The 16,574-nt window shown below is 49.1% G+C and carries 14 protein-coding genes; 4 read left to right on the top strand and 10 right to left on the bottom strand.

Translation table 11 applies throughout. The annotated features are described in order from the left end of the window. Positions 1-19: 19 nt before the first annotated feature. The 10 genes from RZ35_RS04685 to RZ35_RS17155 form a co-directional block, all read right to left on the bottom strand. On the bottom strand, positions 20-1,117 hold the full coding sequence (locus RZ35_RS04685) for an MFS transporter (RefSeq protein WP_455709696.1): 1,098 nt from the start codon (positions 1,115-1,117) through the stop codon (positions 20-22). 114 nt (positions 1,118-1,231) lie between these two features. Continuing rightward, a complete protein-coding gene (locus RZ35_RS04680) occupies positions 1,232-2,287 on the bottom strand; it encodes a 2Fe-2S iron-sulfur cluster-binding protein (protein ID WP_026742258.1) in 1,056 nt (351 codons plus the stop codon). 58 nt (positions 2,288-2,345) lie between these two features. After that, positions 2,346-2,858: a 1,2-phenylacetyl-CoA epoxidase subunit PaaD gene (gene paaD / locus RZ35_RS04675; RefSeq protein WP_026742257.1), complete on the bottom strand. Its 513-nt coding sequence runs from the start codon at positions 2,856-2,858 to the stop codon at positions 2,346-2,348. Positions 2,859-2,863: 5 nt separating this feature from the next. Then, complete coding sequence (gene paaC / locus RZ35_RS04670) at positions 2,864-3,634, bottom strand: 1,2-phenylacetyl-CoA epoxidase subunit PaaC (RefSeq protein WP_081825697.1); 771 nt, start codon at positions 3,632-3,634, stop codon at positions 2,864-2,866. Next, a complete protein-coding gene (paaB, locus tag RZ35_RS04665; RefSeq protein ID WP_026742255.1) occupies positions 3,631-3,912 on the bottom strand; it encodes a 1,2-phenylacetyl-CoA epoxidase subunit PaaB in 282 nt (93 codons plus the stop codon). Before paaB ends, paaC begins: the two co-directional genes overlap by 4 nt. Then, positions 3,905-4,837 carry a 1,2-phenylacetyl-CoA epoxidase subunit PaaA gene (paaA, locus tag RZ35_RS04660; protein WP_200873744.1) on the bottom strand — a complete coding sequence of 311 codons (933 nt, stop codon included), beginning with the start codon at positions 4,835-4,837 and terminating at the stop codon, positions 3,905-3,907. Before paaA ends, paaB begins: the two co-directional genes overlap by 8 nt. A gap of 31 nt (positions 4,838-4,868) precedes the next feature. Beyond that, positions 4,869-6,617: a class I adenylate-forming enzyme family protein gene (locus RZ35_RS04655; protein ID WP_026742253.1), complete on the bottom strand. Its 1,749-nt coding sequence runs from the start codon at positions 6,615-6,617 to the stop codon at positions 4,869-4,871. Positions 6,618-6,728: 111 nt separating this feature from the next. Then, entirely contained in the window at positions 6,729-7,160 is a 432-nt protein-coding gene (locus RZ35_RS04650) for a carboxymuconolactone decarboxylase family protein (RefSeq protein WP_026742252.1), read from the bottom strand. A gap of 68 nt (positions 7,161-7,228) precedes the next feature. Further along, entirely contained in the window at positions 7,229-7,663 is a 435-nt protein-coding gene (locus RZ35_RS04645; protein ID WP_026742251.1) for a hypothetical protein, read from the bottom strand. Positions 7,664-8,528: 865 nt separating this feature from the next. Beyond that, a complete protein-coding gene (locus RZ35_RS17155) occupies positions 8,529-8,975 on the bottom strand; it encodes a GNAT family N-acetyltransferase (RefSeq protein WP_071999755.1) in 447 nt (148 codons plus the stop codon). Between the two features lie 418 nt (positions 8,976-9,393). Here RZ35_RS17155 and RZ35_RS04635 point away from each other — a divergent pair, with 418 nt between their 5' ends. The 4 genes from RZ35_RS04635 (at position 9,394) to RZ35_RS04615 (ending at position 16,560) form a co-directional block, all read left to right on the top strand. Further along, complete coding sequence (locus tag RZ35_RS04635; RefSeq protein ID WP_235195079.1) at positions 9,394-9,843, top strand: MarR family winged helix-turn-helix transcriptional regulator; 450 nt, start codon at positions 9,394-9,396, stop codon at positions 9,841-9,843. 1,191 nt (positions 9,844-11,034) lie between these two features. Further along, the gene (locus RZ35_RS04625; protein WP_026742247.1) at positions 11,035-11,556 is read left to right on the top strand and encodes a hypothetical protein; all 522 of its coding nucleotides are present in this window, start codon (positions 11,035-11,037) and stop codon (positions 11,554-11,556) included. 1,660 nt (positions 11,557-13,216) lie between these two features. After that, complete coding sequence (locus tag RZ35_RS04620) at positions 13,217-14,062, top strand: fimbria/pilus periplasmic chaperone (protein ID WP_081825696.1); 846 nt, start codon at positions 13,217-13,219, stop codon at positions 14,060-14,062. Positions 14,063-14,079: 17 nt separating this feature from the next. Continuing rightward, positions 14,080-16,560 carry a fimbria/pilus outer membrane usher protein gene (locus tag RZ35_RS04615; protein WP_026742245.1) on the top strand — a complete coding sequence of 827 codons (2,481 nt, stop codon included), beginning with the start codon at positions 14,080-14,082 and terminating at the stop codon, positions 16,558-16,560. Positions 16,561-16,574: the final 14 nt, after the last annotated feature.

Below are 16,574 nucleotides of genomic sequence, written 5' to 3'. Positions count from 1 at the left end.
TCACAAATACTCGATAGGATTAAGAGCTTTTAGCCCGGATGAGGCGTAATTCAGGATTACGCCAGCTGAGAAAAAAAAGTCCAATGGCCGCACAGGCGATAGTGAACAAGAACATGCCGCGCCATCCCATATGATGGATCGCAATGCTTCCAAGCCAGGATCCTGCTGCCGCGCCAAAGAAAAAAACAGTCATAAACAAGCTGTTAATCCGGGACGCCAAGGGCGGATCGATATCCAGCACGCGACTTTGTGCAATCGCTTGAATCGCACGAACACAAAAGTCGGCCAGTATCAAATAAATCAGCAGCAGCCCGATAGAGACACCGTTCCAGATCCCAATCAGCGGCGTCAATGCCATGACTAAAGCCAGTAGAATGATGATGCCTGGCCCGGACATTCGGCATTGCAGATACTGGGTAAACCAGGTCGCTCTCAGCGCGGCAAGAGAGGTAAAGGCTAAAAGNCCAATATGAGCCGCATCCCAGTGCAATGTGTCATGCATCAAAAAGGTGAGATTGGCCCAAATTCCGTTAGATGCAGCGAAAAAGCTGGCGGCCACCAGCGACAGGCGCCGTAGTTCGGGGTGAGTCCGCCATATTGTTCCCTGCAGTTTCAACACCTGGAAATACCGTAGATTCCCCGTCAGCGACACATCATCAATACGTTTAGACAGACCAATGCCAGTGAGTAGCGTTAATATTCCGGTAATNAGATAAATAGCGCGCCAGCCGATATACTCACCGCCAAATCCCCCCATTACTCGCGCCAGCAGCAAACCTGCAAATAGTGAAGTCAGAAGGCTGCCAACCACTTGGGCACGCTCTGTCCCCACCAGCACCTTTGCGCTATAGGCCAGTAACATCTGTCCGGCAATAGATAACAGACCGGCAAAGAAACACAGCGCCACCATCAACCACAGCGTCGGAGACAGGCCAATAAGCAACAGCGTTCCCCCTAACAACATCATAACGCTCGGGATAATCCGTTTTGGCGCGACCAAATCCCCTAGCGGCAACCCCAGGATTAGCCCGGCGCCATATCCCGCCTGTGTTGCAACAGAAAGCCCCCATAGCGCGTCAGCAGACAGGTGAAATGAATGAGCGATCAATGTTGTCATCGACTGATGATAAACAACGGTCGCAACAGAAAACCCGGTGGCCAGGCGATAGAGCACTAACCTCCAGCCAGAAACTGTATTCTGTGATGTCATAGTTAATTTTTCAGTTAAGGATTAGTCGAATAACAGCGACAGTCGGGATGTCAAAGGCCGGCTGCGACAACAGAGAACATAGCCAGAAGCCACCTCCTCCGGAGCCAGCGCATGCGGTTCTTCCATTTCAACTTCCCCCTCAAGCACGCGGCAGCGACAGGCTGCGCACACTCCGGCTTTGCAGGAATAGCGCGGGGTGACCCCGGCCTGTAACAATGCATCCAGCAAGTTTTCAGAGGTCTCAGAAAGTTCGACCTGGTATTGAGCGTTATCAATAACCGCCTTCACATCTACCATCCCGAACAGCTCGGATTTTTTTTGAGGTCGGAATGTCGATGCCCGCGAACCATAGCTCTCAGTACGAATACGCGCTCTGACAACCCCATGCTGGATAAGAGCGCGCATAACGTCACGCATCATCCCGTCAGGACCGCATATAAAGGCATAATCGATAGTGTCGGCAGGGAGGTAGCGTTTGAGCAACTCAGCGCAACGCTCGGTGTCCAGCCTGCCGTTAAACAAATCTATCTCTTGCTCTTCGCCGCTAAAGAGATAAATAAGGGAAAGCCGGCTCGGATAGAGGTCCTTTAAACCCGCCAGCACTTCACGTAACTGCATTGTCGCGACGTTGCGATTGCCATAGACCAGCGTAAAACGACTGCGTGGCTCCGACCTCAATACGCTCTGGACCATAGACAATATCGGCGTAATACCGCTACCTGCCGCAAACCCCGCGTAATGGCGAGCACCTTTCGGTTCCACCGGCAGGCCAAAGCTCCCCATCGGAGGTAGGGCCTCCAGTGTTATCCCCGTCTTAAGATGAGTATTGGCCCAGTGAGAAAACCGTCCCCCCTCGATTTTTTTTATCGCCACCTGTAAAGGCTTATCAGGGCTATTGCACAGCGAATAGCTACGGCGTAGCTCTTCGCCTGCTAAAAAGGTACGAAGGATAATGTGCTGCCCTGGCATATGATGAAACAGGGCGCGGTGTTCCTCCTGCGGGACCAGAGTCAGCACCACGCTATCCGGAGTATCGCGTTCGATGCGAGTCAGTTGCAGAGGATAAAACTGAGACATAGTGATCCTCATGGCTAAATTGAAGTTAAGAATATGTGGGGTCGCATACGTCAGCCCGTTACAAGCTTTTGAAATGCTCAAAGGGATTCATGCAGGCATTGCACTGCCAAAGTGATTTACACGCGGTACCGCTAAACTCCCCCTGTAAAGTAGTCTGCTCCGAACCGCAGCGCGGACAGCAGACGTCTCGTATTCCCACAGAGATGAATTTCAGCTCCTGCCAGACAGGCTCTACCGGCAGCGGCGGGGCGATTCCCGCAGCTTTTAATTTTTCCTTTCCACTTTGGCTCATCCAGTCCGTGTTCCAGGCCGGATAAAGGCGGTTTTCCAGGGTTATTGATTGCACGCCGCGATCTGCCAAAGTGCGGCGAATATTGTGCTCAATGACGGCCTTAGCAGGGCAACCGCTATACGTCGGAGTCATCACCACTTTCAGCGTTTGTTCCTGCCACTCCACGTCCCGAACAATGCCCAAATCCACAATAGAGATGTAGGGCATCTCAGGATCTGGAATACCCTTTAGCCACGCCCAGATATTCTCTGTGCCGCGCTTGATTTCCGGTTCCGTCATGGCAGTCACCACGTACCTCCCGGATAAGCGCGCGTCAGGTATTGCATATCAATGAGTAGTTCGACTAACTCTTCGCCGTGCACGCCTCTTTTCCCCCCGCTCAGAACATATTCCATGCGCAACGGCTCAAGAGTGGCTTCCTGAAGCACATCATTCACATACTCCAACCAATCGGGATACAGTTCAGTCAAGTCGCAGCCAATCCCTTGCGCATGCATCTCTTTATCCAGCGCATCCATCTCAAAAAGCTCGTAGAGATAAGATTCATAAAAAGCTAGCGCCTGGACACAAAGCTCACGACTTCTGGCACTGCCATCTCCCAGCCGTAAAACCCACCCCTTACTACGTCGCAAGTGATACGTTGTCTCTTTCAGCGCTTTCGTTGCAATCGCGGCAACCTCCTCATCGCTGGACTGGGAGAGTTTACGCAGCAGCAGGCAGTGCCAGCTGTCAAACAGGAACTGACGAATCTGGGTATCAGCAAAATTTCCCCGGACTTGCTCAACCAACAAGAGGTTGCGAAACGCCTGAACTTCACGCTTATACGCGAGATCGTCTTCGCTTTGTGCGGGAACCATTTGTCTGCCTGAAGCTTCCAGCCAGAGACGAGCCTGTCCCAGCAGATCTAGCGCGACATTGCTCAGCGCCAAGTCTTCTTCAATGGTCGGAGCATGGCCGCACCACTCACATAAGCGCTGGGATAAAATCAAGGCATTATCGCCAAGGCGCAACAGGTATTCCGCACGCATCTTTTTGAGTTCCGGCTTCAAGCTCATAGGTGCTTCACCCCTTCGGGTACTTCGTAGAATGTCGCATGGCGGTAGCGTTTATCCTCCGCCGTTTCAAACCACGGCCCCTGGGGCACGTCGCCGCTGGTCATCAGGTTTTCCGAAGCCACCACCCACAGGCTGACAAAATCGCCTCTGCGCGTAAAAATATCGCGCGCATGCGAGAGCGCCATCTCAGCGTCGCTAGCCTGAACGCTTCCCACGTGGCGATGGCTGACGCCCCGTTGTTGACGAGCAAACACTTCCCAAAATTTCCACTTATCCATACTGTTGCTGCTCCCGTTTGTTCTGCTTAACCGTATGACACAATGCCGCCTCACGAACCCATGCACCTTCTTCCCAGGCACGGCGTCGGCTGGCAATTCGCGCCTTGTTACACAGACCATTACCCTGGATTACCCGGTTAAATTCATCCCAGTCGATCTCACCCGTTTCGTAATGACAGGTTTCTGGGTTAAAACGTAAATCGGGATCGGGAACGGTGAGTCCTAAATACTGGATTTGCGGCACGGTCTGATCGATAAACTTCTGGCGCAGGGTATCGTTAGAGTAAAGTTTTATTCCCCAGCGCATCGCATTGCGGGAATGCACCGAGCGCTCATCCGGGGGGCCAAAAACCATTAGCACGGGCCACCACCAGCGATTCAGCGCCTCTTGCGCCATTTCTCTTTGCGCCTGCGTGCCTTCAACCAGTTTGCGAATCAGGTCAAACCCCTGACGATGATGAAAGCTTTCTTCCTGGCAAACACGCACCATTGCTCTGGCATAAGGCCCGTAAGAGCAGCGGGTCAGTGGCACCTGGTTGACTATGGCAGCGCCATCCGTCAGCCAGCCAATCATTCCGACATCAGCCCAGGTAAGCGCAGGATAGTTGAAAATATTCAGATATTTAGCTTCGCCGGACAGCAATTTACTGTACGCCTCGTCACGGCTGAGACGCAGGCTTTCCAGTGCACTGTAGAGGTATTGCGCGTGACCGGCTTCATCTTGTACTTTCGCAAGCAGGATACATTTTCGGCTCAGCGTTGGCGCACGTGTTATCCAACGTCCTTCTAACAGCATCCCTATATATTCTGAATGTGCATGCTGGGACATTTGTCGCTGTAGTGCCCGACGATAATCGTCAGGCATCCAGTCCTGCGGCTCTATCTTTTCGCCGCGCTCGATACGTTTCTGGAACTCATCCGTCAACACTTCAATATTCGGTGTCATGACCTCGTCCTTAGGCACTCAGATAGTCAAGGAGAGATACGGGCTCAGTCCGATTCATGGACTGACGCGTTACAAAATGATTCCAGCGTACATCTTTGAGTATGCCGCGGGCACCCTCGTCAAAATCACGTTGCCAAGTCCAGAAGTTGTCTCGAATTTCGCGCTTGAGCACTTTTCCCGTAGAACCAGTCGGCAGTGAAGCGCCATTAGCGAGAACCCCGACACATAGCGTGTAATCAGGGAGGTTACTGCGGCCCAGGAAGGGATAGCACTCCAATGCCAGTGCCAGAATTTCATCTGCGCTAACCGCTGTGCCCGGCTGATGTTGTACCAGTACCAGCACCGCTTCTTCTCGCGTAGGCCCGCGAGAAATACCCACAACACTGACATCCAGCAACGCCTCATGCTGCAATAGGTGCTCTTCGAGCAATAACGTATAAGCCTGAATGCCCATCGGCGTTGGGATGGCATCGACGATTCGATCTAAATGGACATATTCACCGTTTTGCAGACGCAGGCCGATATCACCAGTCAGCCAGTAACCATTTAGCGTAGTGAGGGAAGTCAGGTGCGGCTGACCATAATAGCCCGGAGTTACCGTTGGCGAACGCACGCCTAGATAGCCCGGTTCTCCGTCAGGCAGGCATTCCCCCTGCGGCGTGAGAATATCGCAATGCGCATAATCGGCTGGGGTCCCCACCCGGCGTTTGCTGCCAACATGCTTCGCTGTTGATACATTGAAAAATTGGGACATCCCCAACTCTGAAGCACCGAACATGTCGGTAAAACGCCCTTCTGGAGACAAACGCAGCAGCGCCCGAATATGTGCCTCGTGGGCCGTATCACCGGTGTTGTAGTAACGCTGTACGCTTTTCAGATATGCATCGGGTAGGTCTAAGCCAGCAAAAGAGGCATAAGTTTGCGAGAAAGCTGTAACGATAGTGGCATCGAAATCCGCGACACTCTTTGCCACCGATGCCCCCGTTTGGGTCGCCAGTGCCAGCGTCGGGAGTTGTAGCATCGTCGCCGTCATCAAATAACTGATTCCTGCTGCATGAGTAGGCGGCATCGCGGTCACCAGCCGATCGTCCTCACGCGCCATGAAGCCACGCAGGCGTTCCCTCTTACCATTGAAGAACTGCGCATGGCCAAACAGGACTGCTTTTGGGATTCCAGTCGTTCCAGAACTGTGGCAAATCATAACGATAGTGTCGTCATTCATCACCGCTGGCCATCCAGCTTCAAGCGGTGCCAGGGGGACTGGCAAAGAACGGCTAAATACGGCTCGTAATGTCGTTATTTTATTTAATGGACTATTTTCCCCATTAAGTTCCCAACGTGACTCTGTTTCCCGGTCATATACCAAAATATCAAAATTATTGCGTTTTACATATACTTCTGCAATATCAGCCCGCATATGCCCATTAATTAAAACAGGAATACACCCAAGGCTATTTAATGCCAAAAAATGGAGAAACGAGGGTATTCCATCACCCAGAAAAAGACAAATATGCTGACCAGATAAAACCCCTTGCTGGCGATACCATGCGGCTAGATTCTTAACCAATTGATACAGTGTATTTAGAGAAAGCTCGTTATAAACAGAACCATCCGCGCCCGTAAAAGGTTTTTCTAAAAACAGAAAACTTTCATCACCACCATTATAGGCAGCATAAGATTTAAACAAAAAGTTTCCCGCACCTAATTCCTTGTCACTAAATAAATCTTCCCATACTTTCTTTTTCTTCAGGTAATTCATATAGCGCACACTCCATTCAGAACAAATAGTCATCGCGGTAGTATTACCGCAATGACTATTTAATGACGGTTGGTTTTAAATGATATGAAATATTTCTTTTTTTATCCGGTATTATTGACGCATACCAACCGCCAAACGGTTCATACCATTCATTAATGCAATAGCGTAAGTTAAATCTGAGATCTCTTTATCCGTATAATATTCTTTTAATGGCAGATAAGCTTCATCGTCAGCGTGTGTTTCCGTGACGTAAGTTAGCGCCTCGGCCCATTCCAGTGCCGCTTTTTCACGCAAGGTAAACTGTGAACTAACACGCCAGCCCGCCAATTCAGCCAGACGGCGATCGGTTTCGCCTTTCTCGCGCAGTGCTTTGGTATGCATATTCAGGCAAAACGAGCAGCCGTTAATCTGAGAAATACGTAAATAGATTAGTTCAACCAAGGGCAATCCCAGGGAGCTATTTTCCAGCTCCTGCTTTACCAGCCGAAAGCCCTGTAATAGCTCCGCAGATAGTTCATAGTAAGGGAGACGTAAGCTTGACATAACAATACTCCAGCGTTAGTTATACAAATGAATAGAAATAGAATGCGTGTTTGATTACTTATATAAATTTACGGCACATCGGTTTTAGACTTTATCTCGCCCAGGAAATAGAGTAACGCTGCGCAGGCTGAACAGGGTAATACGCTAAAATTCAGCATTAACTTTACACTCTGAAAAGCCGCCATACTGATAGCAAAAATCAAAAATAACCCTGCCGTCGCTAAAGCAGTCATCTTGGGCTTAATACCAAGTAGCAGCGCTATCCCTAATACAAACTCCAATATATTAACCACCCATCCAACTACGGGGATAAATGCCGCTGGGGCCCATGGGGCCAATAAACTCACATGAAGGAAGAATTTATTCATATTCCCCCACGAAACCCCAAGCTCCCCAGCATTTCCCCAAAATCCGAATCGATCCGCCACAACTGAAAGAAAAGTCGCCGCAAGAGCTATACGTGAAAAATAAATAATAAATTTAAGGTTTTTTAATTGCAGCATGGTGTCCCTGTAATCTTACTGTCCAATCATCACATAACAATAGAAAAACAAAGTTTTCGAATATAATTGATACACACATTGCTTCCTACAAGATTGATTTTATTTTAATTGATTACCCCTCTCCTTTTAAGGGATAAGAAACAATTTATTAACCATGACATGGTGACAAACAATCTGACCTCGGCCCAAAATCCGGCTACTGTGAATTTAGGCGGTCATTGCAATTCAGCACCCGGTAATTAGACATAACCATTTGTATAGAAAGGAGTTTGTTAAACTTTCGTTCAATTTGAAAGCAATATCATTCAGTTCATACTGAGGGTAAACCTATCACGCTCGTTCCCTTGGGAAAGGTATTGTCGTAACAGGTCGCTGGTGTTTTCGTGGTTCCTCGCCGCCATAGGCAAATTCACTGAAAAATAAGAACAGTGTGCTTATTCATACTAAAGCGCTGGTAGATAGCACGATCCATGTCAGGCTGTTGTGTCACTGCGCGGTTATTTGCGCCAGCGATGAGAGCACTTTCCTGGTACCTGGATGGGGTTGGTTTCGTTTTCCTCGGGTTGGAAGCGAACGATGGCGTTTTAACCTGTATTGAGCGTGTCGGCGATCTCCCGCGTCGCCATGATGCCTGTGGCTGGCTCAGCCCGGAACAATGTGTAAACCAGGGCCTTGCTTAGCGCTATGTCCATTGTTCGTGGGCAAGAAAACGTACTCTTCATAATAGAAGAGAAGAAGCGTTTCTGTGCGTTCTTATCGGGGATTTGTCAATACAGGCCCTTTGCACGATGCGGCAATACCAATGAGTTCAGTGCCTTGAGGGGGAATACAGAGCAACCCACCACGACACCTAATTCATTGAGGTTCATGACTCAACCGGAATATTGAAACGCAAAGATGTTGCCAACAGTCCGCACCGAAAGTAAAACCGGTGACCAAGGCTGTTCGATAGCGGTGTGTCTAGCACCAGCTTACCGCAGCCTGAGGAACGAGCCAGCTCGCTCAGATACGACATCATGCTTTCACCATATCCACAACTACGTTGCTCTTCTGAGGTCACCAAATCCTCTACATAAAAAAAACGTCCATGCACAAGATTTTCCTGTATGCGGTAGCCAGCCAGGGCCACAAGTACATCGTCAATGAACAAGCCATCCAGAATATAGCCCTCTCCGGTCTGACGTTGCCAACGAAGCCAGAACTCATCTTCCGAACTCAGATGCGGCCTAAGTTGCTTTATCAGCCGAAAGCTGGCCCGAACATCTGACTCAGAAACAATGTGCCGAAAGGTTGAAACGCGTTGAGTAGACATTCTTGTTTCCTCTGCTGATTATTTTGCTTAGGGATCGGGGGAGTGAACTGTATAGCAGCGCGTTCACGTTCAGAATAAATGTCGGCATCGTGCCAGGCTGTAACCCATTCGATTTTGATAAAAACCAGTCCCGCCTCGCGCGTCATACTGAATGAAACTGAATACAACATTCACAACCATTGAGTTGAGAAATACGACGTTTAATCCATCCAGTAAGTCATTTATCTAGGCCGGCGTTGTCGATAGCTCTACCCAGCATTCCTGGAACGGCGACGACGTCTGGAGCTGCCAGCTCACAAGAGGACCCGTCACTTCGATGCTGACGATGAGGTGTCATGATTTCTCTCGTCTGATAATATAAGAACTCGAACAACAATATATGAGTTCTTATATTATGCACAAGTCAAGATCGCACGATATGTCGATTCCTGAGCTGGGGGAAGGAAAGCGGGGTGAGAAAGGCCATATAGGCTACCTACTGCGACAGGCTCATGCCGTACACAAAATCAGAATGGAAAAAGCTCTAAAAGAAACGGGTTTGACCCTGCCTCAGTTCTCAGTGATGACGATGCTCGAAGCCTATCCGGGTATCTCTGGTGCCGATCTGTCCCGTTTATCGCTGCTGACTCCACAGACAATGAGTGTCATTGTCGGAAATCTGGAGCGTGCGGGAATGATCCGCCGGCACCCACATAAAGAACACGGCAGAATTCAGGTCATTGAACTAACCGATTCAGGGCAGAGAACGCTCATGCTAAGCAAGTCAGTGGTCCAATCTGCAGAATCTGGTCTGCTTTCTGCTTTATCCTCTTCAGATGAAGCATCAGTGCGGCGATGGTTGGTTAGCGTGGCTAAATTAGCTACGTAGCGGGGTTTGAGGGCTTCTAAAGTTAATTCAATATCTTATTATCTCTAGAGAGTAATCATATAACATATACGACGTTTATATTATTACGATATGTATTTAAATAGGGAGTCAAACCCAGGAAACAGAACGAGTTTTTTATTTCACCCTTCCCTTACGAGCCATTTTTTCGCTATATGTTTTTCTTAACAAGTGAAAGAAAAATAAAGTGCACAGCCTTGTTTTTAAATTCCGCCCCCCCATTATGTTCTTTATGACAAGGCCTACCCCTCGCAAAAATAAACTAAAACCCCTTATAAATCAACATATTAAAGCACGAACTCATAATCACTGATGATATCCCTCACCAATGAATCATTTAATCCATTAAATGAATTGTTTTTTGTGATTGCTCGCCCTTGTTAATCATAATGGCACCCGCAACATTAATTAAACCGAGTTGATGGTCTTGCTCTGCGTTATATAGGCATGTGAATATCATCATTTCACTCACGGTCACAAAAACCGGATAGATATNATAAAACACGCCTAAATAACACGAGCACTTATCAAGCCAAAAATAAAATTCCTCTGATGATGGAGAAAATCGTGTCATGATTTTTTATTTGTGATTTTAACCGATGAAGTTTCCTGGCTCGTTTTTAAAAAATTCAGGCGAGATCCACCTGTAGCGTATATTCAGTTTTTCCTATTTTATTATTCTCCCGATGCAGTTAAAGAATTTCTCATGTCTTTACTCAGCGTTAAACAGACGTGATTAACTAAACAAATCTATAACGACAACGATAATTTTCTATATTTCAGTGAAAACTTTCTATGAAGTAGATTGTTTAACACGACACTATTAGCTTTTTACTTCGTCGCCTGAGGAAGGGACGCAGGAACGGCACACGGCATAAGTCTCGACCAAATCACACTAATGCGCCACGCAGACCTCGCAGGCTCAGAGAGGGTGCTGAATATCAGAGATGACCGGATTACGTTTGACGTCCTCGCGGACGGCGAGCAAAGAGTTAAAGCTCACCACGATAGGCTGGATATCAGCGGGACGGCACCACTCCCCTGAAATACGGATACGAACAATCTAATGCGTGTGGCATGACAGCATTATGCTTCCATTTCGACGGGAAGCTAATAGCCCACCAGTAACACACTGGTGATTAATCTAAGTGAAGTACTTTAAAAGGTAAATTTATGTCTATGATGAAAAAAACAATGCTGGCTACGGTCATTCTGGCTGGCGCAGGCATGGGGGTGGCTCAAGCCGGCGTGAATGGCAGCGGTATTAACGCGACAGCTGACCTGGTATTTTCCAATGCCACCAATGTCTCAAATGCGATTACGGCGCCCACTGGCTTAACCGCCAGAAAAAGTGCAGATAATAATGTTATTGCTACCGGTTTGATTCGTTCAATAGATGGTCTGGCTCATGCTTATGCGGTTAGATTTAGCCCAGACATCGATACCTCAACGGGCGGTACATCCATGCCTAGTGCGGTTGTAAGTGGTAAAAACGACAGCGCAAACAAAGTGACGCTGGTACTGAATGGCGTAGCGAGCGACAGCAGTGCCATGCCTAAGGACGGTTACTTGATCGTTGGACTGGGTAGCACGGCTAACGAGACGGTTAAATACTCAATCGTTATGCCTGCAGGTCAAACTGTAGCCGCAGATACTTATACTGTAGGGACTGTTGCATACACCTATACCTCATAAAAATATCGTTAGGGTAATCAAAAAAACCTATCATCAGCGCGACTAAGCCAACACCAAAATTCGGTAGGTTTCAGCCAGCGATAGAGAACGGTTAACAACACTGTTCTTTTCACAGCCTGCGGGGAATGTCTAAAGACATTCCCCGCAATCGTATTGCAATCATCCCAATACATAATAGCGGCATCAGTTCCGAAATCTTGCGACAGACTGATTATGCCCTCTGGTGAGTTCGCTATGCTTATCGCTTATTTACAAAACATCCCATCATCATCGTCCTGAAGGATATCGGAGGCGGCTGGATGGTGAAGAGAATCGGGAATTTGGAGAGTCTGTTAAATACGCCCGGGTATTTTCAATACGCAGGCCAGACGTTCATTCATCAAGATGCCGAATTTTCCATCATGCGGTTTTAGCTATATCCAGGGCAATTAGAGTCCCCAACATGCAAAAGTTGTAGCAACGGGCTAACTCGACCGCTTATAGGATATATTCAACAGGTATCAAGTACCGTGGATTTACCTCCCGGCGCTGACCGAATAGGCCGAAAGCCGGAGCGAAGCGGTGGAATGGGTATCTTTACAACAAAATGACGGTTTCGAATTACCCAATAAGTTCAGAATCACGTGGACGCCCCCATCCATCGCTTAACATTTACGACTAGAACATTTAGCCAGCTTAACGACCTAATTATCAGTAACAAACACCCCTCGCACTGTGAATTTATTGTTAATTTCTTATTTTATTTTTGTTTTATCAATGAAATCCAAACAAAGTGCATAAACCTATTTTTGAAATACCCCATCCTCTTAATTTTTATAGGACCGAGCCGACGTTTTATCACCGGCCGAATTATTACAACAATCCATAAATATCAATATCTTATGCAACAATTATAACACTTAACCTGATCGGATTTAGCGATCAAACATATATTTTTTGATTCATTAAATCTATCAAGACAAAATAGTTGCTCACTGTTGTCAATTATTAATAAGCATGTATTATTAGTCGGCGTGAGGGGGTTACAATATAGAGGAGCGTGAGGGAATACTGCTCTTTTAGTGGAAAGCAGTGAGTGTTTAGATATTCTGATCCCTCCCCCCCATAGGGTGTGGAATATAATCCACCTCAGGACTTGATTAGGGGATAAATTATCAAACAGTAATGTAAGTGATTCTCTGATTTTCTTGAAAGTGCCGAACTGCGAGATTTACTGGAACGCCCTAATGGGAAGCACGACATTAGATATGAAGATTTCATTACATATAAAAAAACTGAACACTTTCATTTGGGATATATACCTGAGATAAGCATAGGTGAAAATAATTATTTCAATCACATTCTTCAGAACACGGGGGGAGATTCCCAATTCGTGACAACAACAACGTAATTTTTATCCAAATATTCCTTTGGGCAAGATTGTTGTTTTGAAGAAAGGGGGTGATGATTTATTAGTTACCTTTCACTATTTGAATGATATTGACTCCACCGACTTAGCGTTTCCTGGTGGTGGCATGAGCGTGTCTGGATTTTGGATAATAGTTTTGAATCGATGGATAGCCAACTTAATTATATTCGAGATCCTCTGACGAGCCAGAACGGTACCGTATATATAGTTTTCCCTATTTTATTATCCCCCGATGGAGTCAAAGGAGGTCTTATGTCTTTATTTAGCATTAAACAGACGCATCTTATTAAACAAAAAAACAACGAAAACGATAAGTCTGTCTATCTTAGTAAAAACATTCTTGGTGGTGTACTGATTAGCACGACCTTATTAGCTTTTTCTCCATCGTCTTCTGCGGAAGGGGCGAAGGAACGGCAGACGATAGCCGCCACGACAAAAGTCTTTGAAATTAAGCTGGGCGCCAACCGGCTAATTTACCGTCCTAACTCTGCTGGCGCAGAAATTTCAGTGACTAATCCACAGGATTACCCGATTTTGATTCAGGGAAAGGTCTACAACGAAGACAAGAAAACCGCCGCGCCGTTTATTGTCACACCGCCCCTTTCCCGACTTGAAGCAAAGCAGCAGAGCCGCCTGCGGATCATTAGGACGGGCGGCAGCATAGACAACGACAAGGAAACCCTGCAGTGGTTCTGCGTAGGCGGCATTCCCCCAAAGGGTACCGATGTATGGGCGCAGGATAAAAATGGCAAATCGCTGGCACCGTCTTCTATACGTCTTCAGGTGGAGGTTAGCGCGCACCTGTGTATCAAAATGATGACCCGTCCCTCTGATGTGAAAGGAAGCCCGATGGACGGTGCTGATGCCCTTCAGTGGCACCAACAAGGTCACCAACTGAGCGTAACCAACCCGTCTCCGTTCTACATAAACCTATCTTCCGTTTACGTGGGCGGAAAAGCCGTACAAAACATCGAATATGTTGCTCCACGCGCTTCCCGCACCTTCCACCTGCCGGAAGGCGCTGGCGGACAAGTGAGTTGGAAAATCATTACTGACGAAGGTGGCGAAAGTCACCTCTTTCAGGCACCGCTGAGATGATCCCGGCGCCTTAGATAATGAAGGTTAGATCACCGAGTTTTATCGCCATCAGCATATGTTTGGCACTGCAGTCAACACTTGTACAGGCTGAAAAATGGGAGTTTAACGCCTCTGCCCTGGGCGTTAGCGATCAGGATGTCGCGCTGTTTAACCAAGGAGGCCAGCTTCCCGGTACCTATCGGGTGGGGGTACTCCTAAACGGAGAGTTAGTGGATTTACGCGATGTGACCTTTCGGCTGGAGAAAGACGCTGCCGGAAAGAATGTCCTGTCTCCCTGCCTGGATCGGGTACAGCTTTCACGGTACGGCATCAAAACAGATGATTATGCAGAACTAGCAGCGGGGGCAGACGGCTGCGCAGAACTCAGTGCCATACCGGGAGCCAGCGCGGAGTTCAGCTTCAGCGGACAGCAGCTTTTACTGAGCATACCTCAGATCGCGTTGCGCCCAGAGTTAACGGGAATTGCACCACAAGAGATGTGGGATGACGGGGTGCCCGCTTTCCTGATGAACTATCAGGCCAGCGTCAATCGCTCGGAAAACAGAGCCGGAACGGGTAACAGAGTCGAGTCAGGCTACCTCCAGTTGGAGCCTGGGGCGAATCTGGGTCCTTGGCGGCTACGTAATTCCGTCACCTGGGAGAGCAAACGGGGACAGTCGAGAGGCTGGCAAAGCGCATACACATACCTTGAGCGCGGCCTCTACAAAATGAAAAGTCGCCTGACGCTGGGGGAGCGTTTTACCCCCTCAGATGTGTTTGATAGCGTCCCCTTCCGCGGGGTGATGCTGGGGGCAGATGGAAACATGGTGCCGTCAAATATGCGCTCATTTGTCCCGATAATACGCGGCATTGCCCGTACTCAGGCCCGTGTGGAAGTGAGTCAGAAAGGTTATACGATTTACAGAACCACGGTAGCGCCAGGCCCATTCCAATTGGAAAGCCTGCCGGTCTTTGGCTCGGGTGGAGACCTGATGGTTACCGTCATTGAGGCGGACGGCAACAATCAGGTGTTTATCGCGCCATATCAGACGCCGGCGATAGCACTGCACAAGGGATATCTGGATTACAACCTGATGGCAGGAAAATACCGTTCGTCGTATGCCGGCGTAACTCGCGCGAACGTAGCACAGGCCGTAGTGATGTACGGGTTGCCCTGGAATCTGACCCTTTATGGGGGCTGGCAGGGGGCGACGCATTATCAGGCACTGTCTGCCGGGCTTGGTATCTCGCTGGGACGATGGGGAAGCCTCTCTCTGGATGCTACCCGCGAACGCGGCCAGCTGTATGAGCACAACGCGGAAGGCGGCGGAACCAGGCGGCTGCGCTACAGCAAGTTGATAGACGCAACGAATACCACGCTCGCACTGAGCAGCTACCAATATTCCTCATCCGGTTATATGGCGCTGTCAGATGTTTTGGACAGTTATCGCCAAAACTCCGGAACGTCGAATACGAATAGACGAAAATCCCGGAACGCTCTGACCTTGAGCCAGTCACTGGGTAACGCCGGAAGCCTTAGCCTGGGGGGTTATCAGGACCGCTACCGCAGCAGTCAGCAGGACACAACAGGATTAAGCGCCAGCTACAGCGTCGGTATACATGGGGTTTCCCTGTCGCTGAGCTGGTCGCAAAACCGCAGCGGAGGCCGTAACGATCAGCTGGTGAGCGCAGTAGTCAGTATGCCGCTATCCCGCTGGATGGGTGGCAATACGCGGGCCAGCGGACAAATAACCTCGCCCGTTCACGGATCAAGCACCGAGCAGTTGGGCCTCAGCGGAGATTCGTACGACCACCAACTGAGCTGGAACGTGATGCAGTGGCATCAGTCCGGCATGGGCGATCACAATAGTAGTGCCCTGCAGCTTGGTTGGAGAGGGACCTACGGACAGCTTGATGGAAGCTACAGCTACAGCCCGTCTTACCGACAGGCAGAGCTGGATGCGTCAGGTGGCCTGCTGATTACCCGCGATGGGCTGGTTGCAGGTCAAACGCTGGATGACACGGTGGTTCTGGCGGAAGCGCCAGGCGCTTCCGGAGTCCCGGTAGGCGGTATGACAGGCGTGAAGACAGATTTCAGAGGGTACGCAGTACTAGGGGGGCAGCAGCCCTATCAGAAGAGCGTGGTCAGCCTGGATCCAACATGGCTGCCAAATGACGTCGAAGTCACTCAGACCGACGTCACGGTGGTGCCAACCGGGGGGGCCGTCATCCCGGCCGCCTTTACCACCAGCCTCGGGGGAAGAGCACTGGTAACCCTGACCCGTCCAGACGGCAGGCCTGTGCCTTTCGGAACGCTGGTAACGCTGCTGGAGAAAAATTTATCCACCACCAGCGTGGCCGATGAAAGCGGACTGGTCTATCTGTCGGGCCTGCCGACTACAGGGCAGTTACAGGCAAAATGGGGCGCCTCTGCCGAGCAGCAGTGCCGGGCGGATTACCATCTGCCAGACAAGGTCGGCCCCGCTGGCGTGTATACAGTGACGGTGGCCTGTCATTGATGATTACACGGATG

The organism is Lonsdalea quercina subsp. quercina (assembly GCF_000688655.1).
Lineage (GTDB): Bacteria > Pseudomonadota > Gammaproteobacteria > Enterobacterales > Enterobacteriaceae > Lonsdalea > Lonsdalea quercina.
Note: the sequence above shows the minus strand (reverse complement) of the source record. Positions and strands in the feature narration are given on the sequence as shown.